This is a genomic window from Pseudomonas lactucae (genome assembly GCF_036688725.1).
In the GTDB taxonomy this organism is placed as follows: Bacteria; Pseudomonadota; Gammaproteobacteria; order Pseudomonadales; family Pseudomonadaceae; genus Aquipseudomonas; species Aquipseudomonas lactucae.
In genome coordinates this window covers 152539-178968 of record NZ_JAQQPT010000004.1, presented here as the reverse complement: position 1 = coordinate 178968, position 26430 = coordinate 152539, and the positions used below count along the sequence as shown (strand labels likewise).

The window sequence follows — 26430 nt, the reverse complement described above, 5'->3', positions numbered from 1 at the left end:
CATTGCGCCCTTCGTCGTAAGGAACAAGGGGATTGGCTTATTTGTGTTGTTATACTATAACATTAAAAACAGCCTGACCCGTGAACCGCTTGCCATGATCGGCCACCCCTGATGAGAACCACCTGATGCCCAATCGTCTCCCCGTTACCGTGTTGTCCGGCTTTCTCGGCGCCGGTAAAAGCACGCTGCTCAACTATGTTCTGCGCAACCGCGAAAACCTGCGGGTGGCTGTGATCGTCAACGACATGAGTGAAATCAATATCGACGGCAGTGAGGTGCAGCGCGACGTCACGCTCAATCGTGCCGAAGAAAAACTGGTGGAAATGAGCAACGGCTGCATCTGCTGCACCTTGCGTGAGGACCTGCTCGAAGAGGTCGGAAAACTCGCCAGGGAAGGTCGGTTCGATTACCTGCTGATCGAATCCACTGGCATCTCCGAACCTTTGCCGGTGGCCGAAACCTTCACTTTCCGCGATGAAAACGAGCAAAGCCTGGCCGATATCGCGCGGCTGGATACCATGGTTACCGTGGTCGACGGCATGAATTTCCTGCTCGACTACCAAGCCGCCGAAAGCCTGGCCTCACGGGGCGAAACCCTCGGCGAAGAGGATGAGCGCTCCATTACTGACCTGCTGATCGAACAGATCGAATTCGCCGACGTCATCCTGATCAGCAAGATCGACCTGATCGGCAGCCATGAGCGCGAAGAGTTGATGGCGATCCTCGAACGCCTCAACGCCCAGGCGCAAATCATCCCGATGGTCATGGGGGAAGTGCCGTTGGACAAGATCCTCAACACCGGCCGCTTCGACTTCGAACGCGCCGCGCAAGCGCCGGGTTGGTTGCAGGAGCTGCGTGGTGAACATGTGCCGGAGACCGAGGAATACGGTATCGCCTCCACCGCCTATCGCGCCCGTCGCCCGTTCCACCCGCAACGCTTTTTTGATTTTATCGACCGCCCTTGGGTCAACGGCAAATTGCTGCGCTCCAAGGGGTTCTTCTGGTTGGCCAGCAAGCACCAGGATGCGGGCAGTTGGTCCCAGGCCGGTGGCCTGATGCGCCACGGTTTTGCCGGACGCTGGTGGCGCTTTGTGCCGAAAAGCCAATGGCCGCAGGACGAAGAAAGCGTCGCGGCGATCATGGGCAATTGGCAGCTGAGCACCGGCGACTGCCGCCAGGAACTGGTGTTTATCGGGCAGCACATCGACTTTGCACAGATGCGTGCCGAGTTGGACGCCTGCCTGCTCACTGATGAAGAAATGGCGTTGGGTGTTGAAGGCTGGCGCCTGCTGGCTGATCCATTTGGCCCCTGGTATGAAGAGGCAGCCTGATGCTGGCACCCCTTACCCCCTTGCGTCCGGTGATTCGCCAGACCCGTGGCGACACCCCGCTGGCGCTGTCCGAGATCCTCGAAGACGGCGTCAACCTGGCGCTGTGGCAGCGCCAATTGCCGCTGCACATCGCCGAATTCGGCGCCTTGCTGGTGGCGCTTGACGAGCCGCTGGCCGACTCGATGGTCATTGAGCTCAACAGCGAAGACGCCGAACCGAACTTGCGCGGTCTGGCGTCCAGTTGCCGCGATCTTGAAGGCTATGAAGGCTTTATTGCCGATGTGGCATGGTTGGTCAGCGCGTTTGCCTGCCTGCTCGGCGCCAAGCGCATCGGCGTGCGCCTGCGCTTGCTGGACAAAGCCATGTGCCCGCGTTTTCACGTCGACCATGTGCCGGTTCGGTTGATCACCACCTATGCCGGCGTCGGTAGCCAATGGTTGCGTGAAGGCGTTATGGACCGACGCAAACTGAGCCAACCGGACGCCGAACCCCTTGAGCGGATTGAGAAGATCCAGTGTGGCGAAGTGGCGTTGCTCAAGGGCACCAAATGGCATGGCAACGAAGCTCATGGCCTGATTCACCGCTCACCCGCCCTGAAAGCCGATGAGCGCCGATTGATTCTGACGCTGGATTGGCTCGCATAACCGCGTAGGATCAAACGCTCTACACGGCCCGAACGATGCCCCTGATGCTGCAGAACATTCCCACTCACGTGATTGCCGGGCCTTTGGGCGCCGGCAAGACCAGCCTGATCAAGCACCTGCTTGCCCAACGCCCGGCCAACGAGCGCTGGGCGGTGTTGATCAACGAGTTCGGCCAGATAGGCCTGGACGCCGCGTTGCTGACCCTGGATGACGACGGCATAGCTATTGGGGAAGTGGCGGGTGGCTGCCTGTGCTGTGTGAACGGTGCACCGTTTCAGGTAGGCCTGGGTCGCCTGCTGCGTAAGGCCAAGCCGGATCGGCTGTTTATCGAACCCTCGGGCCTGGGCCACCCCGCGCAGTTGCTCAAGCAGTTGCGCGAAGCGCCGTGGCAGACCGTGCTGGCCGTTCAGCCCTGCGTGTTGGTACTCGATGCACAGGCCCTGGCGGCGGGCAAACCCTTGCCGCAGGCTCAGCAGCAGGCGCTGGTCAGTGCCGGGTTGCTGGTATTGAACAAGGACGAAGCGCTCAACGCCGCACAGCGCCAGGCAATCGAACGGCAACTACCCGATTGCCCGTTTCACTGGACCCATCAGGCGCAGTTGCCGCTGGCACGTTTACCGGGGCTGGACGCAAAAGCGCAGGGGGCTGTGGATAACCTCGACATACCCAAGGGATTGGCGCAAATGCCGGCGATCTGGAGCGATCCCGCCGTGCCGATTTGCTTGAGCCAGGCCCAGGAGGGTGGCTGGAGTGTGGGCTGGCGCTGGCACCCGAGCCAGCCATTTGACCCGCAACGCCTGGTCTTATGGCTGACAAGCCTTGATTGGCGCCGCGCCAAACTGGTTATCCACAGCCGTGACGCATGGCTCAGCGCTAATTCTGTGGATAACAGCCCGTTCGTCTGGCAACCCAGCGAGTGGCGGCGAGATTCGCGTATTGAATTGATTTTCAGCGCACCACAGGACCTGGCCGCGTTACAGGCCGCACTGGCGGCCTGCCGTTACTGACGCTTCTTGGTCGCGTGGTCCTGACGCCACTGGCTCAGCTCGATCACGTCCGCGCTGGGCAGCGGTTCCTTGGCTTCGAACGGGTAGGGCGCCAGTTCGATCTGCGCGCTGTGGGCGCCGAATTGGGTGATGGTCCCGCTGTGGCGAGCCTCACCCGTCACCGTGAACTCGAAATTGTAGACACGCGCCAAACGTCGCCGCCCGCTGGCATCCTTCACAAAGCCTATGCGCTTCAAGGCCACCGCGCCGTCGAGCAACTCGATATCGAGCTTGGCGCAATGCTGCTTGACCCGCTCCAGCGCCCGCTCGCGCAAGCCGTGGTTGTGCCATACCCAGGCGGCGCCCGTCGCCAGCAGCATCAACACGAACATGTTTCCCAGGGTCAGCATGTGAAAAACTCCAACAAAGTGAGCGCAGCTTAACTGCGTCGCCGGTCTGTCGTACAGGCTGCGTTTAGTCGCATACTGCGCGGCCAGAATTTCGACGGCTTTACGGAAATCCCCTGCATGAAACGCACACCTCATCTGCTTGCGATCCAGTCTCATGTAGTCTTCGGCCACGCCGGAAACAGCGCCGCCGTGTTCCCCATGCAGCGGGTCGGGGTAAATGTGTGGCCGCTGAACACGGTGCAGTTCTCCAACCACACCCAGTATGGACAGTGGGCGGGCGAAGTGTTGGCATCGCAGCAAATTCCTGCGCTGGTGGAAGGCATCGCTGCGATTGGCGAGCTGGGTAACTGCGATGCGATCCTTTCCGGCTACCTGGGCAGTGCGGACCAGGGTCGGGCGATTCTTACCGGTGTGGCGCGGATCAAAGCCATCAACCCAAAGGCCCTGTACCTGTGCGACCCGGTGATGGGCCATCCGGAAAAAGGTTGCATCGTGCCCCAGGACGTCAGCGATTTCCTGCTCGATGAAGCCGCCGCCATGGCTGATTTCCTGTGCCCCAACCAGCTGGAGCTGGACAGCTTTGCCGGGCGCAAGCCGCAGTCGCTGTTCGATTGCCTGGCCATGGCCAAGGCGTTGCTGGCGCGCGGGCCCAAGGCGGTACTGGTCAAGCACCTGGATTACCCGGGCAAGCTGGCGGATGGTTTCGAGATGCTGCTGGTGACGGCCGATGGCAGTTGGCACCTGCGCCGGCCCTTGCTGGCATTTCCGCGCCAGCCGGTGGGCGTGGGCGACCTGACTTCGGGTTTGTTTCTGGCAAGGGTGTTGTTGGGCGATAGCCTGCTGGCGGCGTTTGAGTTCACTGCGGCGGCGGTACATGAAGTGCTGCTGGAAACCCAGGCGTGTGCCAGTTATGAACTGGAACTGGTGCGGGCGCAGGATCGTATTGCTCATCCGCGCGTGCGGTTTGAAGCAACACCGATCGGACTGTAAGTACACAAAACCCAATGTGGGAGGGGCGGTGCGACGATTCGACTTGCTCCCTCCCACATTTGACCCTCTTTGCAGGTTGGGACCTACAGCGCGTCCGCCTTGATTTCCTGATACCGCTTCTCCAGCTCCTGGCGAATCTGCCGGCGTTGCTGGGCCTGCACGAACCGGCGCTTGTCTTCGCTGTTGTGCGGTTGCAGCGGCGGTACGGCGGCCGGTTTGCGCTGGTCGTCCACGGCCACCATGGTGAAAAAGCAGCTGTTGGTATGGCGTACCGAGCGCTCGCGAATGTTCTCGGTCACCACCTTGATACCCACTTCCATCGAGGTATTGCCGGTGTAGTTGACCGACGCCAGGAACGTCACCAGCTCGCCCACATGGATCGGCTCGCGGAAAATCACCTGATCCACCGACAACGTCACCACATAGCGGCCTGCATAACGGCTCGCGCAGGCGTAAGCCACTTCGTCGAGGTACTTGAGCAGGGTGCCGCCGTGGACATTGCCTGAGAAGTTGGCCATATCAGGGGTCATCAGTACTGTCATCGACAGCTGGGCGTTTCCGGGTTCCATAGCACACTCACGGGTTGTAGGCATTGGTTGGGGCGCACCTCTGCGGGTGCTGGAATCTTTGCAGCGCCATCCCTTACGGGACGCCGGTGGGCGGCTTGCCGTCACGCCTGGACCGATCTGTTTCCATATATTGCACCGGCTTTCCGGTGGAAGTCGCGGTGTTAACCTTCAAAAGCCCATCTCAGGGTATTTCTTACGATCAAGGCAGACTTTTCCTTCCGCTCTTTGCGACTTTTTATGTTCGCAGGTGGACGTGGCAAAAGCGTCAGTACCCATAAGGAGGAGCCCCTCGCCATGCACGCCATCAGCTTTATCCAGGACTTGGCCGTGATCATGCTGGTAGCCGGGGTGGTCACCGTCCTGTTTCACCGCCTCAAGCAGCCGGTGGTGCTGGGGTACATCGTCGCGGGCTTCATCATCGGTCCGCACACCCCGCCGTTCGGCCTGATTCACGACGAAGACACCATCAAGACACTTGCCGAGCTGGGGGTGATCTTCCTGATGTTCTGCCTGGGCCTGGAATTCAGCCTGCGCAAGCTGTTCAAGGTCGGCGCCACTGCGTTTATCGCGGCCTTCCTGGAAATCATCCTGATGATCTGGATCGGCTACGAGATCGGCCAGTGGTTCGACTGGAACACCATGGACTCGCTGTTCCTCGGTGCAATCCTGGCGATTTCCTCGACCACCATCATCGTCAAGGCGCTCAATGACCTGAAGATGAAGGACCAGCGCTTCGCCCAACTGATCTTCGGTGTGCTGATCGTCGAGGACATCCTGGGCATCGGCATCATCGCCTTGCTGTCGAGCATCGCCGTCAGCGGCACGGTGAGTTCCGGCGAAGTATTCTCCACCGTCGGCAAGCTGTCGCTGTTCATGATCGTCGCCCTGGTCATCGGGATTTTGCTGGTGCCGCGTTTGCTGGCCTACGTGGCCACGTTCGACAGCAATGAGATGCTGCTGATCACGGTACTGGGTCTGTGCTTCGGTTTCTGCCTGTTGGTGGTCAAGCTCGAATACAGCATGGTGCTGGGGGCGTTCCTGATCGGCGCGATCATGGCCGAGTCCCGACAGTTGATTAAGATCGAGCGCCTGATCGAGCCGGTTCGCGACATGTTCAGTGCCATCTTCTTCGTGGCGATCGGCTTGATGATCGATCCACAGATCCTGCTGCAATACGCCTGGCCAATCGCGGTCATCACCGTGGCCGTGGTGCTGGGCAAGATGCTGTCCTGCGGCCTGGGGGCGTTTATCGCTGGCAATGATGGTCGGACCTCACTGCGTGTGGGCATGGGGCTGTCACAGATTGGCGAGTTCTCCTTCATCATCGCCGCGTTGGGGATGACCTTGCAGGTCACCAGCGATTTTCTTTATCCGGTGGCGGTCGCGGTGTCGGCGATTACCACGCTGCTCACGCCTTACCTGATTCGCGGTGCCGACCCGTTGTCATTGAAGCTTGCCGCGTTGATGCCCCAGCGCATGAGCCGGGTATTCGGTATGTATGGTGAATGGCTGCGCAGCATTCAGCCGCAAGGCGAGGGCGCGATGCTGGCGTCGATGATCCGCAAGATCATCCTGCAGGTGGGGATCAATTTGGCGCTGGTGATTGCGATCTTCTTCACCGGCAGCTTTTTCGCAACACGTATCGGCGGCTATCTGCAGGGCTGGATCAGCGATCCAAGCTGGCAGAAGGCATTGATCTGGGGTGGGGCTTTGCTGTTGTCGCTGCCGTTCTTGATCGCGGCGTACCGCAAGCTCAAGGCGCTCTCGATGTTGCTGGCGCAGATGAGCGTGAAACCGGAGATGGCCGGGCGGCATACCCAGCGCGTGCGCCGGGTAATTGCAGAGCTGATCCCCATTTTGTCGCTGCTGGTGATCTTCCTGCTATTGGCAGCCTTGTCGGCCAGTATTCTGCCGACCAACAAGTTGCTGGTGCTGATTGCCGTGGTCGCGGCGGCGGTGGCGGCCGTGCTCTGGCGCTGGTTCATCCGCGTGCATACGCGGATGCAGGTCGCGTTGCTGGAGACGCTGGATAACCACAAGGACACGCCGGAGCACTAATGGCTCTGATGGGGGCCGCTACGCGGCCCAGCGCGGGGCAAGCCCGCTCACCACAGCAAGTCTGGTGGATAGGGGGCGGTTATCAGCTTTCCAGCCAGACGTCCCGCGCCCAGTGCCAGACCGATTCCCAGGTTTCTTCCTGGACGAGTTCTTCTTCGGCGGACCACAGCACCACAGTGCCGTCTTCCTCGACGCAGTAGTAGTCGTCGCCGTCCTGGCAGATCGGGATCATGCTGCGATCCACGCCGGCATCCCAGGCGTTGGCGGCCACATCCGGCAGGTAGGTGTGGGATTGTGGGTCGGTAACGGTGACCGGCTCCAGGCTGCCGTAGACCACGTCGCTGACGGTCAGCAGGAATTCGCGGAAGACAAATGGGATATCGATGAACAGCTGTTCTTCGATTTCGACCAGTTGATCTTCGTCAGGTAGCTCCAAGGGAACCGGGACCGGTTCGTTGGCTTCACGCAGTTGTTCGATGATTTCTTCCACGGCCGGGATCCTCTTGCTAGATGGCGCGGTTAATAGGGGCGTTTTATACAGTAGCTCGCTATAAGTGCAACCGTGAAATAGAAAACCCCGGAACAAGTCCGGGGTTTTGTTACAGCTTGCACATGTGTACGGAGATCAGCCGTTCTGGCGGATACCGGCGACCAGCCATGGCTGGTCGTCGCCTTGGGCGCGTTCCATGTTCCAGCTTTCGCTGAACGCTTCGCCCTGATCGAAGCGCGAGGTCTTCGACACACCGCTGAAGGTCAGGGTGGCGATGGTCTTGTCGGCGCGATCGTCCACACCGTCCAGCTGTACGCGCAGGTCGTCGATATAGGTCGACTGGAAGCCGTCGCCCAGGTCGGCGCGTTCGCGCTTGAGGAACTCCAGCAGTTGTGGGGTCACGAACTCGGAGATCTTGTCCATTTCGTTGGCGTCCCAGTGCTGCTGCAGGGACTGGAAGTGGCTGCGGGCCGCTTCGACGAAGCGCTCTTCGTTGAACCAGGCCGGTGCGTTGATCACCGGACGGGCTGCAGCGGGTGCTGCTGAACCACCGAAGATCGAACCCATGGCAGGTTTTTGCTCGAACGCTTCACGCTGCATCGGCGCGCCGGCTGGAGCCAGGTGCTCCTGCTGCTTGCGACGACGGGCGGCGATGAAACGGAAGACCAGGAAGGCGATGACGGCCATGATCAGGATGTCGAAGATCTGCATGCCCTGGAAGCCGCCGCCCATGAACATGGACGCGAGCAGGCCACCGGCTGCGATACCGGCCAGAGGGCCCAACCAGCGCGAAGCACCGCCGGCTTTGGCGGCGGCGCCAGTGGCACCGGCTGCGCCCGCGGTAGCCGCAGCACCGCCCGCACCGGCGGTTGGAGCCATTTGGCTGGTCTGGTGAGTCGGCGCCGCGCCCGAGCTTTTGCCGCCACCGAAGCGTTTGGCGTTGGCGTCGAGGCTCATCGTCAGGCCGATGCACAACGCCATGGCGATGCTAAGAAAACGTTTCATAAAGGGAATTCCCATTTGTGGATTGCACGCGCGCCATGTTGCACAGGTGTAATGACAGTGGCTAGCGACATAATGTTTCGGGCTTTTGCGTAAGACCTAATCCGAAGGGGCTGTAGGACTAGTTACAGATGTAGGTCCGCACTTGTCTAAAACAAGGGCGGGCCGACAATCTTCATGTTACGCAGTGTTTCATTGTGGCGAGGGAGCTTGTTCCCGCTGGGCTGCGTAGCAGCCCCAAAAAACGGGCGCGCTGCGCACGCCAGCGGGAGCAAGCTCCCTCGCCACAGATGATCAGCTCAGACAGCTTCGAGCTTTGCGTAACCCATCATCAGCCACTTGCTGCCTTCGGCGAAGTTCACCTGTACGCGGGCCTGGGCACCGGCACCTTCGAAGTTGAGGATCACGCCTTCACCGAAGATCGCATGCTTGACCTGCTGGCCAAGGCTGAACGGGGTTTCCGGAATCTCGGAACCGGCGAACAGGGTGCTGGAGTTCTGCTGCTGGCCGCCGCCGAACGGGCGACTGACGCTGTTGGAGAGACGCACTTCCTGGATCAGACCCTTAGGCACTTCACGTACGAAACGCGACACCTTATTGTAGGTCTCGCTGCCGTACAGGCGTCGGGTCTCGGCATAGGTCATCACCAGGTTCTGCATCGCACGGGTGATCCCAACGTAGGCCAGGCGGCGTTCTTCCTCAAGGCGGCCGGGCTCCTCCAGGCTCATCTTGTGCGGGAACAGGCCTTCTTCCATGCCCACCAGGAACACATACGGAAACTCCAGGCCCTTGGCGCTGTGCAAGGTCATCAACTGGATGCTGTCTTCATGCTCGTCGGCCTGAGTGTCACCGGCCTCCAGTGATGCGTGGCCGAGGAACGCGGCGAGGGGAGTCAGCTCTTCGTCTTCCTCGGTGTTTTCGAACGCACGGGCGGCGCTGACCAGTTCCTCGAGGTTTTCTACCCGAGCCTGGCCCTTCTCGCCTTTTTCCGCTTCGTGATAGGCGATCAGCCCGGACTGCTCGATTACCGTCTGGGTCATCAAGTGCAGCGGCATATCCGCACATTTGGCGGCGAGGTTCTCGATCAGCTCGACAAACACGCCCAACGCACCGGCAGCGCGACCGGTCAGGCCTTTATTGGCGATCAGCAGGCGCATGGACTCCCACATCGACACATCGGCGTGGCGCGCATGGTCGCGGATCGCTTCAACGGTTTTCTCGCCGATGCCACGGGCCGGGATATTGATCACCCGCTCCAGCGCCGCATCGTTGCCACGGCCTTCCAGCAGACGCAGGTACGCCATGGCGTTCTTGATTTCAGCCCGCTCGAAGAAGCGCTGGCCGCCATAGATGCGGTAGGGGATGCGTTCGCGCAGCAGGGCTTCTTCCAATACACGCGATTGGGCGTTGGAGCGGTACAGAATCGCGATATCGCTGCGTGCCAGGCCGGTCTTCAGGGCGCTTTCGATGGTTTCCACCACATAGCGCGCTTCGTCGTGCTCGTTGAAGGCGGCGTAGAGGTTGATCGCTTCGCCTTCGCCGCCGTCGGTCCACAGCTCTTTGCCCAGGCGCCCGGTGTTGTTGGCGATCAAGGCGTTGGCGGCCTTGAGGATGCCGGCGGTGGAGCGGTAGTTCTGCTCCAGGCGTATGGTGACCGCGTCCGGGAAATCTTCGGAATACTGGTAGATGTTCTCGATTTTCGCGCCGCGCCAGCCGTAGATCGACTGGTCGTCGTCGCCCACCACCATCAGGCTGTCGCCGCCTTTGGCCAGCAGGCGCAACCAGGCGTATTGCACGGCGTTGGTGTCCTGGAACTCGTCCACCAGAATGTGGCGAAAGCGCTTCTGGTAATGGGCCAGCAAGCCTGGGTTGTCGCGCCACAGGTCGAGGGCGCGCAACAGCAGCTCGGAGAAGTCGATCACCCCGGCGCGTACGCAGGCGGCCTCGTAGGCTTCATAAATGCTGCGCATGGTCGCCAGGAACAAATCGCCGCTGGCCTGGATATGTTGCGGGCGCAGGCCCTCGTCTTTCTGGCCGTTGATAAACCACTGGGCCTGGCGCGCCGGCCAGCGTTGTTCGTCGAGGCCCAGTTCGCGGATGACTCGCTTGACCAGGCGTTGCTGGTCATCGCTGTCCAGAATCTGGAAGGTCTGGGCCAGGCCTGCTTCCTGCCAATGCGCCCGCAACAGGCGGTGCGCCAGGCCATGGAAGGTGCCCACCCACATGCCGGCCGGGCTGATGCCCATCAACTGCTCGATACGGTGACGCATCTCGGCAGCGGCCTTGTTGGTGAAAGTCACCGACAGGATCGAATGCGGGGACGCGTTCTCGACCTGGATCAACCAGGCGATACGGTGCACCAGCACTCGGGTTTTACCGGAGCCAGCACCGGCCAGGACCAACTGACGGCCAACGGGGGCTGCTACGGCCTGGCGTTGGGCATCGTTGAGGGAGTTCAGCAAAAGAGAGAGATCATCGCGCATCGGCGCATTCTAGGGTGCCGGGGGGTGTCGGGCAAATCCCAATGCCGGATGGTCGATGCAAAATAGCCGCTGCGGTTCGGGCCGGGCAAACATTCTGCCTGGGGTGATGACCGGTCGGTCAGCCGCGCAGCCCGCACGGTGTCTCGCTCAAGCCCTCTGGGCCCGAGGTTTGCGGAGGATGACCGGGTAGTTTTTATGACCTGGAGCAGTTTGGCCCGAGCCTTTGCTTGTGTATGCTCCGTCGACGTTTCGGGCTCACCATTATAAGAACACTGCCTATGACCCTTAGCTCCGATCTGATGGGCCTCTCGATATCGCCCGCGCAGGTCATCCGCAAACACTACGCCACCGAGATCGCGGTCGAACGTACACGCCTGCTGTATCAGGGTTCTTTGCTGCCTACCTTGTTAATGCTGGTCAATGGCCTGGTCTGCGTCTGGCTGCTGTGGAACCCCAGGCAAGTGCTGCTGGACAGCATCTGGCTGGTCTGGCTGCTGGCGTTGGTTGCCCTGCGTGTGATCCAGGTGGCGGCTTTCGATTCGGCCATGCCCAGCCGCCAGGCCCACCCGGTGTGGCGGCGCATGTTCATGCTCGGTTCGGCGGTGAGCGGCTTGACCCTGGCCGCTGCCGCCATCGCCCTGGCACCGGTGAACAGCTTCATGCAGCAAGCCTGGGTATTTGGCCTGATCGGCGCTGCCACCTTGTCGGCCAGTGTGGCCTACGCCGTGAGCCTGCCGGCGTTTCTATCCTTTGCCGTGCCGTGCCTGGTGCCGTCCATCGTGTATCTATTGTGGGATGGCAACCCGCAGCAACAAGGCTGGGGCGTGCTCGGTCTGATCCTGCTGGTGTCGCTGAACCTGGTGGCATGGCAGATCAACCGGCTGATCCAGCGCGAATTATTACGGCGTTTCCAGAATCAGGCGCTGATCGAGCATCTGCAAGAGGCGCAGCAGCGCAGCGAGCAGTTAAACCAGGACCTGATGCGTGAAGTCGAGCAGCGTCGTCAAGTCGAGGAGGAACTGCGCGAAGCGCAACTCGGCCTGCAGGACCGCGTGGCCCAACGCAGTCAGGAGCTGGACGCCGCCAGCCTGGCCCTGAACAAAAGCGAAGCGCGCCTGGTCATGGCCCTGCAAGCCAGTGAACTGGGTCTGTGGGACTGGAACCTGCAAACCGATGAAGTCCATCACACGCAGCTAAAAGAGCTGTTCGGCCTGGAGCCCGAGTACGTCACGGCCATGCTCGGTCATCTCAAGCCACGCCTGCACCCCGACGACTTGCCGCTGCTCAAGCGCGCCCTGGTGGAGCACCTCAAGGGCCGTACCGAGGATTATCAGGTGGAGTACCGCGTGCGCCATGGTGCTGGCCACTGGGTGTGGATCGAGGATCGCGGCCGCGCCGTGGAGCGTGCGCCGAACGGGCGCGTGATCCGCATGCTCGGCACTCGCCGCGATATCAGTGCTGGCAAAGTGCTTGAAGAACAGCAGCGGCTGGCATCGACGGTGTTCGAAGCCGCCAGCGAGGGCATCGTGATCCTCGATCCGGACTACGTCCTGCTTGCCGTCAACCAGGCGTTCAGCCGCGTCACCGGTTTTGAAATCGATGACATGCTGGGTCGCAACGTGGTGGAACTGCCCAGCAGCCGCGATGCGCGCCGTCACTTCCCAGTGATCCGCCAGGCGTTGCTCAGCCACGGCACGTGGCAGGGCGAGTTGGTGGAAACGCGCAAGAACGGCGAGCTGTACCCGCAATGGCTACAGCTGAATGCCGTGCGCGATCTACGGGGAAAAGTCAGTCATATCGTGGGTTTCTTCGCCGATTTGTCGGCGCGGCGCGAGTCCGAGGAGCGCATGCGCTACCTCACCCATTACGATGAATTGACCGGCCTGGCCAACCGCTCGCTGTTCCGCGAACGGTTGCGCGAGGCGCATCAGCGTGTGCGCCAGGGCGGGCGCAGCCTTGCGCTGCTGCACATCAACCTTGATCGCTTCAAACTGCTCAACGACAGCCTGGGTCATGAAGTCGCCGACCAGTTGTTGCAAAAGATGGCTCGTCGGCTGATCAACGCTTTGCCTGAAGCGGACACCATTGCGCGCCTGTCCGGCGATGAGTTTGCGGTGCTGTTCGACGCCTACGGCAACCTGTCGAGCCTGGCGCGGGTGGCTACGCGGCTGCTGGCCAAGCTACGGGTGCCGGTGGCGGTGGAAGGCCATGAGCTGGTAGTCAGTGCTTCGATGGGCGTAAGCCTGCTGCCGGACAATGCGCGGGAAATTTCTGCGTTGGTCAGCCAGTCGAACATGGCCATGCAGCACGCCAAGCACCTGGGCGGCAATAACTTCCAGTTCTACACCGACAGCCTGCAAGCCAGCACCCTGGAGCGCCTGCAGCTGGAAAACCACCTGCGCAAAGCCATCGACGAGCGTCAGCTCACCGTGTTCTATCAGCCCAAACTGTGCCTGGCCACCGGCAAGCTCAATGCGGTCGAAGCGTTGATCCGTTGGGAGCACCCGCAGTGGGGCATGGTGCCACCCGCCGACTTTATCGGTCTGGCCGAAGAAACCGGCCTGATCGTGCCGCTGGGCGAATTTGTCTTGCGTGAAGCGTGCTGGCAGGCGTGCGAATGGCAGCGCCAGGGGCTGGCACCGATTCGCGTGTCAGTGAACCTGTCGGTGCATCAGTTGCGCCAGGGCAAGTTGGTCAGCCTGGTGCGCCAAGTGCTGGAAGAAACCGGCCTGGACCCGCAATACCTTGAGTTGGAATTGACCGAAAGCCAGTTGCTCGACAGCGTCGAACACATCATTGCGACGTTCCAGCAGCTGCGGGATCTGGGCGTGAAGCTGGCCATCGACGACTTCGGCACCGGCTATTCGTCCCTCAGCTACCTCAAGCGCATCCCGGTGGACTACGTAAAGATCGATCAAGCCTTCATCCGTGGTCTCGGCCAAGGTCGCGAAGATGCCGCCATCACCCGAGCGATCATCGCCATGGCTCACGGTTTGTCGCTCAAGGTCGTGGCCGAAGGCGTGGAAGATCAGCAGCAACTGGACTTCCTGCGGGTGGAGCGCTGTGACGAAGTGCAAGGCTACTTGATCAGCCGGCCGATGCAGGCCGACGGGTTGGCGGATTTGTTACGCAAAAACGTGGATTTTTCCTAGAGACGCCAAGGGCGCCGTTGTGGCTACAAACCGCCTGCCCTTTGAATCAGAGGGCAGCAGGGCGATTTAGTGATGCGTCGGACGGGCAAAACGGTAATTCTTGTAGTATAACTACAAGCTTGCTACATCCCTGGCCCTGCCAATAACAAGAGTCCTGCCCTTTGAACCTGTTGCAACATATCGCCCAGTCGCGCCACCTGTTACGCAAATCGGAACTCAAGGTTGCCGATCACGTGCTGCTTGACCCTGCGGCTGTGATGCACAGTTCCATGGCCGATCTGGCCCACAGCGTGGGCATCAGCGAGCCGACCATCGTGCGTTTCTGCCGTGCCATCGGTTGCTCCGGTTTCCAGGACTTGAAACTCAAGCTGGCCCAGAGCCTGGCCGCCGGCGCCAGCTTCGGCCAGTTTGCGATTCACGAAGACGACTCCGTCGCCGATTACAGCCTGAAAATTTTCGACACTACGTTACACACCCTGATGGAAGTGCGTGAAAAGCTCGATCCGGTGGAGCTGCAAAAGGCCGTGACCGCCATGTCCCAGGCCCAGCGTGTCGAGTTCTATGGCTTCGGTGCGTCCGGCGCCGTGGCGGCCGATGCCCAGCACAAATTCTTCCGCTTGCTGCTCACGGCGGCGGCCTATAGCGACCCGCACATGCAGGCGATGTCGGCAGTGACCTTGAAGCCGACCGACGTGGCGATCTGCATTTCTCAGTCCGGTCGCTCCAAGGACCTGCTGATCACCGCCAACCTGGTGCGTGAGAGCGGTGCGTCGTTGATCACCCTGTGCCCGAGCCAGACGCCGTTGGCCGAGCTGTCCACGGTCAACCTGGCGATCGATGTGCACGAAGACACCGAGATCTACACACCGCTGACCTCGCGCATCGCCCACCTGGTGGTGATCGACGTGTTGGCGATGGGTGTGGCCATGGCGCGCGGGCCAAGCCTGGTCAACCACCTCAAGAGCGTGAAGCGCAGTTTGCGCAGCCTGCGGTTGTCGCCAAAATCGGTCAAAGCCCTGGACGACTGAAACTGTACACAGATCCAAATGTGGGAGGGGGCTCTCCTGCGTGTCCAGAATCTTCATCGGGCTGTCATCGTCGCGTCATCCCCCACGGCCATCCTGTACTCCCGTAATCGCATTGGGAGACTCCAAATGGCCCGGCCCTACGAAGACAGCAACAGCTGCGTCAAAACCCGTCGTCAGCAGGAAGACCAGCGCCGCATGGCGTTCCGTCGCGCAATCGAAGACCGCTGCGATCAGCGCCAGCTGCTCCAGAGCATCAGTGACTACCCGGAACTGCACTGGCAGGCACCCGCGGCTGCCCAGCGAAGCGCTCAGCCAGCGCGCTGATCTGCACCCGTTCGCTGCGGATAAAGCCCAGGAACGCATGGGCCACCGGTGACAGGCGCTTGGCCTTGGCCTGCACCAGGCACCAACTGCGGTACAGCGGCAGCTCTTCCACCGGCAGCTCCTTGAGCCCGCCGGTGGCCAGTTCCAGGTTCAGGGCGTGGCGCGTCAACAACGCCACGCCCAGCCCCGCGCATACGCATTCACGCTGCGCCTCGGCCGAGGCCACTTCCAGCGTCTGGGTGAAGTGCACGCGTTTTTCCTTGAAGTATTCCTCACACGCCAGCCGCGTGCCGGAGCCCGGTTCGCGGATGAGCAGGGTGTAGGGTTCCAGATCCTGCAGGCGCAGCGGCCCTTGCAGGCTCAAGGGATGATCCGGCAGCGCCACGGCAACGATGGGGTTGTTGAGAAACGGCAGGAACTCCAGGCCCATATCCTGGGGCACCATGGACATGATCACCAGGTCGTCGCGGTTGTCGGAAAGGCGACGAATGACTTGGGCGCGGTTGACCACGGTCAGATGCAGTTGCACGTCGGGGTGTTGGCGCTTGAACGCGGCAAACAAATGCGGGACGAAGTACTTCGCGCTGGATTCAATCGCCAGCTTGAGCTGGCCTTGCAATGAGCCCTGCATGTCCGACAACTGCATATCGAGGTTTTCCAGGCGGCCGAAGATGTCGCGACTGGCGCGCTGCAGGGCTTCGGCGGCCTCGGTCATGTAGAGTTTTTTGCCGACGTAATCGAACAGTGGCTGGCCGATCAGCTCTTCCAACTGACGAATTTGTAGGCTAACGGCCGGTTGTGTGAGCGACATTTCTTCGGCCGCGCGGCTGTACGAGCGCAAATCGCACACTTCATTAAAGATCTGCAGTTGACGCAATGTCATGCGCATCAATGACTTACGCATTATTTTCCTACTTCCGTGCCAGACTGATGGGCCAACTATAAGTCTTTACTTATGCCCGACCCAATAATTATTGATTTTTGTTAATCCATCAGCGGGCTTAGTGTGTGTCTCGCGACTGTCATGAAACATTTAGTCACGCGCCGACCCGGCTCCAAGCGGGTCGAAGAACGCAGCAATCGGCTCAAGGGAATTTCCAAGTGATAAAAAAGATCCTGATCGCCAACCGTGGTGAGATTGCCGTACGAATCGTGCGTGCCTGCGCCGAGATGGGCATTCGCTCGGTCGCGGTGTATTCCGACGCCGACCGTCATGCGTTGCACGTCAAGCGTGCCGACGAAGCCCACAGCATTGGCGCCGAGCCGTTGGCGGGCTACCTCAACCCGCGCAAGCTGGTGAACCTGGCCGTGGAAACCGGCTGTGATGCGCTGCATCCTGGCTACGGTTTCCTGTCCGAAAACGCGGAACTTGCGGACATCTGCGCCGAACGCGGAATCAAGTTCATCGGTCCGGCCGCTGAAGTGATCCGCCGCATGGGCGACAAGACCGAAGCGCGCCGCAGCATGATCAAGGCCGGCGTGCCGGTCACCCCTGGCACCGAAGGCAACGTCGCCGACATCGCCGAAGCCCTCACCGAAGGCGACCGTATCGGTTACCCGGTGATGCTCAAGGCCACCTCCGGTGGTGGCGGTCGCGGTATTCGTCGTTGCAACAGCCGCGAAGAACTCGAACAAGCCTTCCCTCGCGTGATCTCCGAAGCGACCAAGGCCTTCGGTTCGGCGGAAGTGTTCCTGGAAAAATGCATCGTCAATCCCAAGCACATCGAGGCGCAGATCCTCGGTGACAGCTTTGGCAATGTGGTGCACCTGTTCGAGCGCGATTGCTCGATCCAGCGCCGCAACCAGAAGCTTATCGAAATCGCCCCCAGCCCACAGCTGACCCCTGAACAGCGCGCCTACATCGGCGACCTGTCGGTGCGCGCCGCCAAGGCCGTGGGCTACGAGAACGCCGGCACCGTGGAGTTCCTGCTCGCCGAGGGCGAGGTGTACTTCATGGAGATGAACACCCGGGTGCAGGTGGAACACACCATCACCGAAGAAATCACCGGGATCGACATCGTTCGCGAGCAAATCCGCATCGCCTCGGGCCTGCCGCTGTCGGTAAAGCAGGAAGATATCCAGCACCGTGGCTTCGCGTTGCAGTTCCGTATCAACGCCGAAGACCCGAAGAACAACTTCCTCCCAAGCTTCGGCAAGATCACCCGTTACTACGCGCCCGGCGGACCCGGCGTGCGTACCGACACGGCGATCTACACCGGTTACACCATCCCACCGTTCTACGACTCCATGTGCCTCAAGTTGGTGGTGTGGGCGTTGACCTGGGAAGAAGCCATGGACCGCGGCCTGCGCGCCTTGGACGACATGCGCCTGCAAGGCGTGAAGACCACCGCCGCTTATTACCAGGAAATCCTGCGCAACCCGGAATTCCGCAGCGGCCAGTTCAACACCAGTTTCGTGGAAAGCCACCCTGAGCTGACCAACTACTCGATCAAGCGCAAACCCGAAGAGCTGGCCTTGGCCATCGCCGCCGCCATCGCCGCCCACGCAGGCCTGTGAGGAATATTCCAATGACTAAAAAGATCTTCGTAACCGATACCATCCTGCGCGACGCCCACCAATCGTTGCTGGCGACTCGCATGCGCACCGACGACATGCTGCCGATCTGCGACAAGCTCGACAAAGTCGGCTACTGGTCCCTGGAAGTCTGGGGCGGCGCGACTTTCGACGCCTGCGTACGCTTCCTCAAGGAAGATCCGTGGGAGCGCCTGCGCCAACTGCGCGCCGCGTTGCCCAACACCCGCCTGCAAATGTTGCTGCGCGGCCAGAACCTGTTGGGCTACCGCCATTACAGCGACGACGTGGTCAAAGCGTTCGTCGCCAAGGCCGCCGTGAATGGCATCGACGTATTCCGCATTTTCGATGCGATGAATGACGTGCGTAACCTGCGCGTGGCCATCGAAGCGGTCAAGGCTGCCGGCAAACATGCCCAGGGCACCATCGCCTACACCACCAGCCCGGTTCACACCGTCGAGGCTTTCGTGGCCCAGGCCAAGCAACTGGAATCCATGGGCTGCGACTCGATTGCGATCAAGGACATGGCCGGCCTGCTGACCCCGTACGCCACCGGCGAACTGGTCAAGGCGCTGAAAGCCGAGCAGAACCTGCCGATCTTCATCCACTCCCACGACACCGCAGGTTTAGCTGCGATGTGCCAACTCAAGGCCATCGAAAACGGTGCCGACCACATCGACACCGCGATCTCCAGCTTCGCCTGGGGCACCAGCCACCCGGGCACCGAATCGATGGTCGCCGCGCTTAAAGGCAGCGAGTTCGACACCGGTCTCGATCTGGAAATGCTGCAAGAGATCGGCCTGTACTTCTACGCCGTGCGCAAGAAGTACCACCAGTTCGAAAGCGAATTCACCGCCGTCGACACGCGGGTGCAAGTCAATCAGGTGCCCGGCGGGATGATTTCCAACCTGGCCAACCAGCTCAAGGAGCAGGGCGCCCTCAACCGCATGAGCGAAGTGCTCGCCGAAATTCCGCGCGTGCGTGAAGACCTCGGGTTTCCGCCACTGGTCACCCCGACCTCTCAGATCGTCGGCACCCAGGCGTTTTTCAACGTACTGGCCGGCGAGCGTTACAAGACCATCACCAACGAAGTGAAGCTTTACCTGCAAGGCGGCTACGGCAAAGCGCCGGGTACGGTGAACGAGAAACTGCGTCGCCAGGCCATCGGCAGCGAAGAGGTGATCGATGTACGCCCGGCTGACCTGCTCAAGCCGGAAATGACCAAGTTGCGCGGTGAAATCGGCGCGTTGGCCAAGTCCGAAGAAGACGTGCTGACCTACGCCATGTTCCCGGACATTGGCCGCAAGTTCCTCGAAGAACGCGACGCCGGCACCCTTGCGCCGGAAGTGCTGCTGCCGATCCCGGAGGCGGGCGGTGTTGCCCGTGCCGGCGGCGAAGGTGTGCCGACCGAGTTCGTGATCGATGTGCACGGTGAGAGCTACCGCGTGGACATCACCGGTGTCGGTGTGAAGGCCGAAGGCAAGCGTCACTTCTACCTGTCCATCGACGGCATGCCCGAAGAAGTGGTGTTCGAACCGCTCAACGAGTTTGTCAGCGGCGGCGGCAGCAAGCGCAAGCAGGCCACGGAGCCCGGCCATGTGAGCACGGCGATGCCGGGCAACATCGTTGACGTGCTGGTCAAGGAAGGCGACGTGGTCAAGGCCGGCCAGGCCGTGCTGATTACCGAAGCCATGAAGATGGAAACCGAAGTTCAGGCCTCCATTGCCGGCAAGGTGACTGCCGTGCACGTGGCCAAGGGCGACCGGGTCAACCCTGGCGAAATCCTGATCGAAATCGAAGGCTGATACCCAGCCTTCGACAGAACCGTTTAAACCTCGGGGGGGCAGGTGCCCCCTTTTTTTCGCCTGCGATTCAGGCCGGGTTAAAAGCTCATCCGCCATTGCCCCATCAGGCCTTGGTCACGGCTGTGGGTGCCGGCTTGGCCGCTGTAGGTCAGGCCGACGGTGTGCTGCGCCGACAAACCAAGGTCCAGGCCTGCTTGCAGGTCCAGGCTATTGCGGTCCAGCGAGGTGCCGTTGACCGTGAAGCTGTCAATGCCCACCGGCAGGGCCCGGCTCGACTGGCGTACTTGGCTGTCGACAGTGCCATACAGGTGTTTCCAGCCGGTACTCAGGTGCGGCCGCAGGCTCATCCGGTTATCGAACCGATACAGCGTAGCCAGGCGCAGGCCCAACGTGCTGCTCAGGTTTTGCTGGGTTTGCGAGCCGACGTTCAGTGCGGTCACGCCGCCGTTCTCCTTGTAGCGATCACGCTGATAACGCTGATAGCCGAGACCTGCGAAGGGCTCTACGTCGATGGCCTCGCTGCCCAATTGGTAACCCATTTCGGAGAACACCGTCTGGCTTTGGGCGTTGTAGTTGCCGACCAGCGATTGCTGGGTGTCGAGGATCTGCACGGTGCGTGTGTTCTGCCCGTCGTGGCGGCTGTAGATCGCCCCCAGGCGCAGGGCCAGCGGGCCGTCCTGGCGCACGGCATACCCACCCAGGTGCCAGCTGTCGAGATCGCCGGCAAAGCGTGAGGCATCGAAGCGGCTGGTGGTTTTTGCGCCCATGATCCCGACTCGCCAGGCGTGGTCGACGGCCCAATCGGCGCCCAGCAGCAGGCCACGATCGCCATGCTTGAGGCCGTTGCTGCCGCCTTGTCCGTCGAGCGTGCCGTCATGGCCCACGCCTTGTACCCAGAAGTGTCCGTCTTCGTCGGTGGGCAGGCTGCGCAGTGTCGAAAGCAGCTGGTTGCCGAGCTGTTGGGTGGTGGCCTGGGTCGCCGCGGCCAGGTTGGCGTTCTGGCTGCCGGCCAGTTGCTCGAGCACCGCGCCCATGGCGCCAGGCTGCTGGACGATGGCGTCCCCCAAGGTTTGCAGGGCTTTGATTTGCTCTGAGGTCAGCTCGCCGGACTCCAGCGAGCGCTTCAACGCCGACTCCAGCACCTTGGCCACCTGCATTCCATTGTGCGAAGTGGCTTGCTGGCTGAGGTAACTTTCAATGCTCGGAACTTCCACGGGCGGGCTCGACCACTCGGCATCCAGCGCATCGTAGGACTGGAACCGATACGGCGCATATTCGATATCGCCGCGTGCATGGGCCGTTTGCAGGCCGGAAGCCAGCGTCAGGCTGATGGCAAGTATGATTCTAGGGGGTGTAAGGCGCATGAATTCCCAACCTCTTGTGAGTGAGGCCGGGAATTTAGCGAGGTGGCGGGATGAGAACTGTCAGCCCGGCGACCGCTGGTGTGCGGGAGTTGTCCTTGGTAACGCGCGATTTAAAACGCATCGTGGATGAGCTTCTCGGGAGATCGTTGTGGCGCCAACGCGGGGTCTTTCTGCCGCCAACTCATCCTAAAATGCATTTTAATGCATAAAATCCTTAGATGCTGTTAATTTTATGCACTATATTGCAGTCAAAGCTTCCTGAATCCTATCCAAGGTGCACTAACTTGCAGATGGAAACCCCCTACAGCCTGATGCTGCAGATCTTCGCCGATGGTCATTGGCATGACGCCATGCGCCTGGAGTTTTCCGAGCCGCAAAAGGGGTTTGACGGGCCTTGCAGGTTTCATTACCGGCAGGATTATCTGGTCGATAACCTGGACAGCATACAGTTGCCGTTTTCAGCGTCGGTCAGTGCACGTTACAGGCTGGATTGGAACGTTGCGATGCTCAAGTCAGCCCCGGCCTTCTTGCATGACATTGCCCCTGCCGGGGCGGCCAAGCGGTCCTTGATGAGGCGGTTTGGCCACGAAAAGCCGCAAGACATCAGTGCTGACCTGTTTCTATTGGGGCGCAGTACGCCGGCACCTGTTGGAAATATGCGCGTAAAGGAATCCGTGCCAACCCTGGGTGTTGGGAGGCCGGTTGGTTTTCCTCGTAATGAGGTGATCAGTCGCGATAGCAGCTTCCTGGAATATGCCTACGAACAAGGTGCTGCCATGGGCGGCGCGACAGGCGCAGGGGGCGAGGCTCCAAAGTTGTTGATGACCCAGAGCACAGATGGACTGCTGTATCCGGATGCCGTATTGAATGACGACGATGTCGCTCAGCATTGGTTTATCAAGTTTGCGCGCAACCAGGCCAGACAGACCGATCAGGATATCTTGAGAAGTGAATACCACTACTACAGGGCGCTGCAGGCACTGGGTATAGAAACGGTTGCCGCTCAAGGGCTGGCGTTGGAGGAAGCCGCCAAGCCCAGCCTGTGGATGCACCGCTTTGATCGAAAGGTCGGTAAGAACGGTGTGGAGCGGTTGGCGGTTGAATCAATCTACTCTCTGGCGGGCGTCACGATACCGGGCAGTTACATGGATCATCTGGAAGTGATCAGGCTGCTGGTAGAGCTATGGCGGTCAGTTGGGCAAAAAGAGCAGGTGCCTGATCTTGTCGCGCAATACCTGTGCCGCGACTTGTTGAACAAGGTGGTGGGCAACTCGGACAACCACGGACGAAATACTTCGATCATCCGCGAGCGTGACGCTCTGCGCCTGGCTCCAATTTATGACTTGGCCCCGATGGTCATGGATGACGAAGGTGTCACTCGAACCACCAAGTGGCCCAAAGACCTGGAGGTAGCGGGCGAAATTAACTGGAGGGGCGTGTGCGACGCGTTGATTGATGTGGTCGACCCTGAGCAGACCTTTGAGCGATTAAGGCAAGAAGCCGAGCGTCTGCGCGCGCTCCCGGACATCCTCGTGAGCAGCGGCTTGCCTGCCGCAACCTTGAATCATCCCGCTATCGCGCTCGGTAAATTGGACCTGCGCTTAAAACAATGGGGGCTCAGATGACGATTACGCTGGATGCGCGGGCTCTGCTGATCGAGAGCGTCGAACAAGGGCTGGCCGACGGCACACTGGAACTGGGAGACGCCGTACGCCGGCTGCGCACCGAGGTCACCGGCCTGCAACAGAGCCAGTTCGCCAGGATGTGCAAGATTTCAGTACGCACCCTGGTGCACATCGAGCATGGCGAGGGCAATCAGACCCTCAAATCCCTGAATGCAGTCTTTCGCCCCTTCGGCTTGCAGATGGGTGTGGTCAAGGTGCGGCGCGACAGGCCCTGACCTTCACCCGCGCCGCACATACCCCTTGCCATAGTGACGCTCCATGCGTGCCTGGATCAGTTCCAGGCCCAGGGACATCACCCAGTAAATGATCGCCGCCGTGGTGAGCATCTCGATATAGCGGTAGCTTGAGCGCCCGTAGGACTGCGCCAGGAACATCACTTCCCACACGCCCATCACCGAGATCAGCGACGAGTCCTTGAGCATCGAGATGAACTGGTTGGTGGCCGGCGGAATAATCGTACGCATGGCCTGGGGCAGGGTGACGTGCCAGAAGATCGCACTGTCGCGCATGCCCAGGGCCAGAGCGGCTTCGCGCTGGCCGTGGGGTACGCCGAGGATGCCGGCGCGGAAAATTTCGCTCAGATAGGCGCCGTAGTTCAGCGACAGCGCGATGATCCCGGCGACGATGGCGCCCGGTACCAGGCCCAGTTGCGGCAGGCCCAGGTAGATCAGCAGGATCTGGATCAGCAGCGGCGTGCCGCGAAAGAACGAGGCGTAGAACGTGGCAATGCCAAACGCTACCGCGCTTTTCGACAGGCGCCCCAGGGCGGTGATAAAGCCCAGCACCGACGATGCGGCAATCGCGCACAGGCACAAGAACACGGTCAGCGCCGCGCCTTGCAGGAACCCATTGGGCGCCAGATGCAGGCCGACCAGGTTGGGCAGCTTGTCGAGGATGATCGAGAACTTCAGGTCAAAGCTCAGGAAAAAACCGGCAAACAGGGCGAACAGCGCCGCCCAGGTCAGGTAAAGCCGTATGCGAAAGCTCATTGGCTGATATCGGCGCCGATCCATTTCTGCGACAGCATGCTCAAGGTGCCGTCCTGTTTCAGCTGGGCGAAGACTTCACGCACCTTGCTGTCCCATTGTGGGTCGCCTTTTTCGATGGCCACCGAGTTGGGTTCCGAGTACAGCGGCTCGCCGGCCAGCTTGAAGCGCTTGTCCTGACTCAGGCGCGGCTGGGCCGTGACCAGGTTGGTGAGGATCGCATCCAGGCGCACGCCGGCACCCAGGCCCAGGTCCTGGAACGCCACGTTGTCGGTGTCGTAGGGGGCTATCTGTACATTCTCGAACGGGTATCGCAGTTGCTTGTCTTCGGCGCCTTCGATTACCAGGTTCTTGTTCAGGTAGCTCTCATAGCTGGAGGCGCTGGTGAGGCCGACTTTCTTGCCGCTCAGGTCCGCAGCGTTGTGGATGCGATCGTCCGTGGCGTTGACCACGATCACCGCGGGGGAGGCGTAGTACTCCACCGGGAAATCAAACACCTCGGCGCGGGCCTTGCTCGGGGTCATCGAGCAGATGCAAATGTCGTAGCGCCCGCTCCAGCGGCCTGCGGCAATCACATCCCACGACGGCGTTTCCAGGCGCAGTTTCACGCCCAGCTTTTGCGCCACAGCCTTGGCCACGTCGACGTCGAAACCATCGAGTTGGTTCTGGTCGTTGAGGAAGGAAAACGGCGGATAGCTTTCCATCAGCACGCCGACCAGTTCTTTCTTTTGCTCGACACGATCCAGCGTGGCACCGCCAAAGGCTTGGGTAGAAGCAGCCAGCATCGTCAGGCCCAGGGCCAGTAGCGGTTTAAGTTTCAAAATCGACACCTGAATAAAAAAGAGGTTGTTATTAACCGGGTGGTACGCATTAAATAGTTATAAGAACGACTCTCATAGTGAGTTATTTTCATAAGCTTATGAGTAAAAAGAATATGGCCGCAGAAACTGTAATTCTCGATGGCGGCATGGGCCGTGAACTGCAACGCCGTGGCGCACCGTTCCGCCAGCCGGAGTGGTCGGCGCTGGCCCTGAGCGAAGCGCCACAGGCAGTGGAGGCGGTGCACGCCGCCTATATCGACAGCGGCGCCAACGTGATCACCAGCAACAGCTACGCGGTGGTGCCGTTCCATATCGGTGAGGCGCGGTTTGCCGCCGAAGGCCAAGCGCTGGCGGCACTGGCGGGGGAGTTGGCGCGACGTGCGGTGGACGCTTGCGGCAAGGCCGTGCGTGTGGCCGGGTCGCTGCCGCCGCTGTTTGGCTCCTATCGCCCTGACCTGTTTGAGGCTGAGCGCGTCACCGAACTGCTGACACCGCTGGTGCGGGGCCTGGCGCCGCATGTCGATCTGTGGCTGGCCGAAACCCAGAGTTCAATTGCCGAGGCGCGGGCGATCCAGGCCGGTTTGCCGGCGGATGGCAAGCCGTTCTGGCTGTCGTTTACCTTGAAAGACGAAGACACCGACGACGTACCGCGCCTGCGTTCGGGCGAGCCCGTGGCCCAGGCGGCCGAGGCGGCTGCGCAATTGGGCGTGCAGGTATTGCTGTTCAACTGCAGCCAGCCGGAAGTGATCGGCGCGGCCATCGACGCGGCGCGTGACACCTTCGCGCGATTGGGCGTTGCGATCCAGATCGGTGCCTACGCCAACGCCTTCCCGCCGCAGCCCAAGGAAGCCACGGCCAACGATGGCCTGGACCCGCTGCGCGACGACCTCGACCCGCCGGGGTATCTGCATTGGGCCGCTGATTGGAAAGCCCGCGGCGCCAGTCATCTGGGCGGCTGCTGCGGCATCGGGCCAGAGCACATTGCGGTGCTGGCCCAGCACTTGGCCAACTGACTCACCACCGCTCAAAACTGTGGGAGGGGCGGTGCGACGATTCGACTTGCTCCCTCCCACAATAGTTTTGTGTGGGGTGTTAAATAGGGGTACGGCACTCGGCCAGCGTTTTCAACTGCCCCGAACCGCTCTGGTTCGCCTCCGACAGCCACGCCTCAAACCCCGCTCCCACCGCTGGCCATTCCGAATCCAGAATTGAATACCACGCCGTGTCGCGGTTTTGCCCTTTGACCACCATGTGCTGGCGAAACACCCCTTCAAACGTGAAACCCAGTCGCTCGGCCGCGTATTTGGAGCGCGCATTGCCGTTGTTGCATTTCCACTCCAGGCGACGGTAACCCTGGTCGAACGCGTACTTGGCCAGCAGGTACACCGCCTCGGTGCTTTTCGGCGAGCGCTGCATCGGCGCGCCGAAGGTAACGTGGCCGATTTCGATACGGCCCTGGGCCGGTACGATCGACATCAGGCTGAGGATGCCTTGCACCTCGCCTGTCGCGCGGTCGACCACGCTGAAGAAGTACGGGTCGACATGGGTCGCATGGTTGTTCAGCCAGGCATCGAATGCACTGCGCTCGGCAAACGGTCCGTAGGGCAGATAGTCCCACAGCTTGGGGTCGGCGCCGGGGCCTTCGAGGGCTTGCCAGAGTTGATCGGCGTGGCGCGCGGGGTCGAGTTTTTCCAGGCGGATAAAACGCCCTTCGAGCAGTTGAGCCGATGGCGCCGGGGCGCCTTTCCAGTGGGCGAGGGGAGTGGACAT

23 protein-coding genes are annotated in these 26430 nt (G+C 61.0%); 13 read left to right on the top strand and 10 right to left on the bottom strand.

From position 1 onward, the window contains the following. Positions 1-125 precede the first annotated feature (125 nt). The 3 genes from zigA to V6M90_RS05855 are packed head-to-tail and all read left to right on the top strand — an operon-like array spanning position 126 to position 2982. On the top strand, positions 126-1331 hold the full coding sequence (zigA, locus tag V6M90_RS05865) for a zinc metallochaperone GTPase ZigA (RefSeq protein WP_003177019.1): 1206 nt from the start codon (positions 126-128) through the stop codon (positions 1329-1331). After that, positions 1331-1975, top strand: a complete 645-nt coding sequence (locus V6M90_RS05860; protein WP_332846196.1) for a DUF1826 domain-containing protein — start codon at positions 1331-1333, stop codon at positions 1973-1975. Before zigA ends, V6M90_RS05860 begins: the two co-directional genes overlap by 1 nt. A gap of 44 nt (positions 1976-2019) precedes the next feature. Continuing rightward, positions 2020-2982 (top strand): CobW family GTP-binding protein, encoded by a 963-nt coding sequence (locus tag V6M90_RS05855; protein WP_332846195.1) that lies wholly within the window; start codon positions 2020-2022, stop codon positions 2980-2982. Here V6M90_RS05855 and V6M90_RS05850 read toward each other — a convergent pair. Continuing rightward, a complete protein-coding gene (locus V6M90_RS05850; RefSeq protein ID WP_003177016.1) occupies positions 2976-3371 on the bottom strand; it encodes a DUF3301 domain-containing protein in 396 nt (131 codons plus the stop codon). The two genes, V6M90_RS05855 and V6M90_RS05850, sit on opposite strands and share 7 nt — an antisense overlap. Before the next feature lie 117 nt (positions 3372-3488). Here V6M90_RS05850 and pdxY point away from each other — a divergent pair, with 117 nt between their 5' ends. Next, positions 3489-4361, top strand: a complete 873-nt coding sequence (gene pdxY / locus V6M90_RS05845; RefSeq protein WP_078826632.1) for a pyridoxal kinase PdxY — start codon at positions 3489-3491, stop codon at positions 4359-4361. A gap of 83 nt (positions 4362-4444) precedes the next feature. On the opposite strand, the gene V6M90_RS05840 is transcribed toward pdxY, so the two are convergent. Then, positions 4445-4930: an acyl-CoA thioesterase gene (locus V6M90_RS05840; RefSeq protein ID WP_003177014.1), complete on the bottom strand. Its 486-nt coding sequence runs from the start codon at positions 4928-4930 to the stop codon at positions 4445-4447. Positions 4931-5224: 294 nt separating this feature from the next. Between V6M90_RS05840 and V6M90_RS05835 the strand changes: the two genes are divergently transcribed. Beyond that, positions 5225-6988, top strand: a complete 1764-nt coding sequence (locus tag V6M90_RS05835) for a cation:proton antiporter (protein WP_003177012.1) — start codon at positions 5225-5227, stop codon at positions 6986-6988. 82 nt (positions 6989-7070) lie between these two features. Here V6M90_RS05835 and V6M90_RS05830 read toward each other — a convergent pair whose 3' ends face one another. The 3 genes from V6M90_RS05830 to uvrD form a co-directional block, all read right to left on the bottom strand. Next, positions 7071-7478 carry an SMI1/KNR4 family protein gene (locus tag V6M90_RS05830; RefSeq protein ID WP_078735291.1) on the bottom strand — a complete coding sequence of 136 codons (408 nt, stop codon included), beginning with the start codon at positions 7476-7478 and terminating at the stop codon, positions 7071-7073. A 135-nt stretch (positions 7479-7613) separates the two neighbouring features. Further along, complete coding sequence (locus V6M90_RS05825; RefSeq protein ID WP_003177010.1) at positions 7614-8483, bottom strand: Tim44 domain-containing protein; 870 nt, start codon at positions 8481-8483, stop codon at positions 7614-7616. A gap of 296 nt (positions 8484-8779) precedes the next feature. After that, positions 8780-10963, bottom strand: a complete 2184-nt coding sequence (gene uvrD / locus V6M90_RS05820) for a DNA helicase II (RefSeq protein WP_003177009.1) — start codon at positions 10961-10963, stop codon at positions 8780-8782. A gap of 278 nt (positions 10964-11241) precedes the next feature. On the opposite strand from uvrD, the gene V6M90_RS05815 reads away from it, so the two are divergent. The 3 genes from V6M90_RS05815 to V6M90_RS05805 all read left to right on the top strand — a co-directional run bounded on the left by V6M90_RS05815 (position 11242) and on the right by V6M90_RS05805 (position 15467). After that, complete coding sequence (locus V6M90_RS05815) at positions 11242-14115, top strand: EAL domain-containing protein (protein WP_042945508.1); 2874 nt, start codon at positions 11242-11244, stop codon at positions 14113-14115. Between the two features lie 161 nt (positions 14116-14276). Then, positions 14277-15143 (top strand): transcriptional regulator HexR, encoded by an 867-nt coding sequence (gene hexR, locus V6M90_RS05810; RefSeq protein ID WP_003177007.1) that lies wholly within the window; start codon positions 14277-14279, stop codon positions 15141-15143. A gap of 126 nt (positions 15144-15269) precedes the next feature. Further along, on the top strand, positions 15270-15467 hold the full coding sequence (locus V6M90_RS05805) for a PA3496 family putative envelope integrity protein (protein WP_078735289.1): 198 nt from the start codon (positions 15270-15272) through the stop codon (positions 15465-15467). On the opposite strand, the gene V6M90_RS05800 is transcribed toward V6M90_RS05805, so the two are convergent. Beyond that, entirely contained in the window at positions 15397-16371 is a 975-nt protein-coding gene (locus tag V6M90_RS05800; protein ID WP_141062828.1) for a LysR family transcriptional regulator, read from the bottom strand. The genes V6M90_RS05805 and V6M90_RS05800 overlap by 71 nt on opposite strands. Positions 16372-16568: 197 nt before the next feature. Between V6M90_RS05800 and V6M90_RS05795 the strand changes: the two genes are divergently transcribed. Continuing rightward, positions 16569-17984: an acetyl-CoA carboxylase biotin carboxylase subunit gene (locus V6M90_RS05795; RefSeq protein WP_010565910.1), complete on the top strand. Its 1416-nt coding sequence runs from the start codon at positions 16569-16571 to the stop codon at positions 17982-17984. A gap of 11 nt (positions 17985-17995) precedes the next feature. Continuing rightward, complete coding sequence (gene oadA / locus V6M90_RS05790) at positions 17996-19804, top strand: sodium-extruding oxaloacetate decarboxylase subunit alpha (protein WP_332846194.1); 1809 nt, start codon at positions 17996-17998, stop codon at positions 19802-19804. Positions 19805-19881: 77 nt separating this feature from the next. On the opposite strand, the gene V6M90_RS05785 is transcribed toward oadA, so the two are convergent. Next, positions 19882-21168, bottom strand: a complete 1287-nt coding sequence (locus V6M90_RS05785; RefSeq protein ID WP_003177001.1) for an autotransporter outer membrane beta-barrel domain-containing protein — start codon at positions 21166-21168, stop codon at positions 19882-19884. A gap of 290 nt (positions 21169-21458) precedes the next feature. Here V6M90_RS05785 and V6M90_RS05780 point away from each other — a divergent pair, with 290 nt between their 5' ends. Together V6M90_RS05780 and V6M90_RS05775 are read left to right on the top strand one after the other, a co-directional pair. Then, complete coding sequence (locus tag V6M90_RS05780; protein WP_003177000.1) at positions 21459-22793, top strand: type II toxin-antitoxin system HipA family toxin; 1335 nt, start codon at positions 21459-21461, stop codon at positions 22791-22793. Then, positions 22790-23068: a helix-turn-helix domain-containing protein gene (locus tag V6M90_RS05775; protein WP_003176999.1), complete on the top strand. Its 279-nt coding sequence runs from the start codon at positions 22790-22792 to the stop codon at positions 23066-23068. Before V6M90_RS05780 ends, V6M90_RS05775 begins: the two co-directional genes overlap by 4 nt. Before the next feature lie 3 nt (positions 23069-23071). On the opposite strand, the gene V6M90_RS05770 is transcribed toward V6M90_RS05775, so the two are convergent. Next, positions 23072-23842, bottom strand: a complete 771-nt coding sequence (locus V6M90_RS05770) for an amino acid ABC transporter permease (RefSeq protein WP_003176998.1) — start codon at positions 23840-23842, stop codon at positions 23072-23074. Then, a complete protein-coding gene (locus tag V6M90_RS05765; protein ID WP_003176997.1) occupies positions 23839-24660 on the bottom strand; it encodes an ABC transporter substrate-binding protein in 822 nt (273 codons plus the stop codon). The genes V6M90_RS05770 and V6M90_RS05765 overlap by 4 nt, the downstream gene beginning before the upstream one ends. A gap of 113 nt (positions 24661-24773) precedes the next feature. On the opposite strand from V6M90_RS05765, the gene V6M90_RS05760 reads away from it, so the two are divergent. After that, the gene (locus tag V6M90_RS05760) at positions 24774-25673 is read left to right on the top strand and encodes a homocysteine S-methyltransferase family protein (RefSeq protein ID WP_042945504.1); all 900 of its coding nucleotides are present in this window, start codon (positions 24774-24776) and stop codon (positions 25671-25673) included. Between the two features lie 79 nt (positions 25674-25752). Here V6M90_RS05760 and V6M90_RS05755 read toward each other — a convergent pair whose 3' ends face one another. Beyond that, a complete protein-coding gene (locus tag V6M90_RS05755) occupies positions 25753-26430 on the bottom strand; it encodes a GNAT family N-acetyltransferase (protein WP_003176995.1) in 678 nt (225 codons plus the stop codon).

Bases quoted from the DNA above. Each gene is read 5' to 3' on its own strand.
- zigA (WP_003177019.1), top strand. From the start codon at position 126: ATGCCCAATCGTCTCCCCGTTACCGTGTTGTCCGGCTTTCTCGGCGCC.
- V6M90_RS05860 (WP_332846196.1), top strand. From the start codon at position 1,331: ATGCTGGCACCCCTTACCCCCTTGCGTCCGGTGATTCGCCAGACCCGT.
- V6M90_RS05855 (WP_332846195.1), top strand. From the start codon at position 2,020: ATGCTGCAGAACATTCCCACTCACGTGATTGCCGGGCCTTTGGGCGCC.
- V6M90_RS05850 (WP_003177016.1), bottom strand. From the start codon at position 3,371: ATGCTGACCCTGGGAAACATGTTCGTGTTGATGCTGCTGGCGACGGGC.
- pdxY (WP_078826632.1), top strand. From the start codon at position 3,489: ATGAAACGCACACCTCATCTGCTTGCGATCCAGTCTCATGTAGTCTTC.
- V6M90_RS05840 (WP_003177014.1), bottom strand. From the start codon at position 4,930: ATGGAACCCGGAAACGCCCAGCTGTCGATGACAGTACTGATGACCCCT.
- V6M90_RS05835 (WP_003177012.1), top strand. From the start codon at position 5,225: ATGCACGCCATCAGCTTTATCCAGGACTTGGCCGTGATCATGCTGGTA.
- V6M90_RS05825 (WP_003177010.1), bottom strand. From the start codon at position 8,483: ATGAAACGTTTTCTTAGCATCGCCATGGCGTTGTGCATCGGCCTGACG.
- uvrD (WP_003177009.1), bottom strand. From the start codon at position 10,963: ATGCGCGATGATCTCTCTCTTTTGCTGAACTCCCTCAACGATGCCCAA.
- V6M90_RS05815 (WP_042945508.1), top strand. From the start codon at position 11,242: ATGACCCTTAGCTCCGATCTGATGGGCCTCTCGATATCGCCCGCGCAG.
- V6M90_RS05805 (WP_078735289.1), top strand. From the start codon at position 15,270: ATGGCCCGGCCCTACGAAGACAGCAACAGCTGCGTCAAAACCCGTCGT.
- V6M90_RS05800 (WP_141062828.1), bottom strand. From the start codon at position 16,371: ATGCGTAAGTCATTGATGCGCATGACATTGCGTCAACTGCAGATCTTT.
- oadA (WP_332846194.1), top strand. From the start codon at position 17,996: ATGACTAAAAAGATCTTCGTAACCGATACCATCCTGCGCGACGCCCAC.
- V6M90_RS05785 (WP_003177001.1), bottom strand. From the start codon at position 21,168: ATGCGCCTTACACCCCCTAGAATCATACTTGCCATCAGCCTGACGCTG.
- V6M90_RS05780 (WP_003177000.1), top strand. From the start codon at position 21,459: ATGGAAACCCCCTACAGCCTGATGCTGCAGATCTTCGCCGATGGTCAT.
- V6M90_RS05775 (WP_003176999.1), top strand. From the start codon at position 22,790: ATGACGATTACGCTGGATGCGCGGGCTCTGCTGATCGAGAGCGTCGAA.
- V6M90_RS05770 (WP_003176998.1), bottom strand. From the start codon at position 23,842: ATGAGCTTTCGCATACGGCTTTACCTGACCTGGGCGGCGCTGTTCGCC.
- V6M90_RS05760 (WP_042945504.1), top strand. From the start codon at position 24,774: ATGGCCGCAGAAACTGTAATTCTCGATGGCGGCATGGGCCGTGAACTG.
- V6M90_RS05755 (WP_003176995.1), bottom strand. From the start codon at position 26,430: ATGTCCACTCCCCTCGCCCACTGGAAAGGCGCCCCGGCGCCATCGGCT.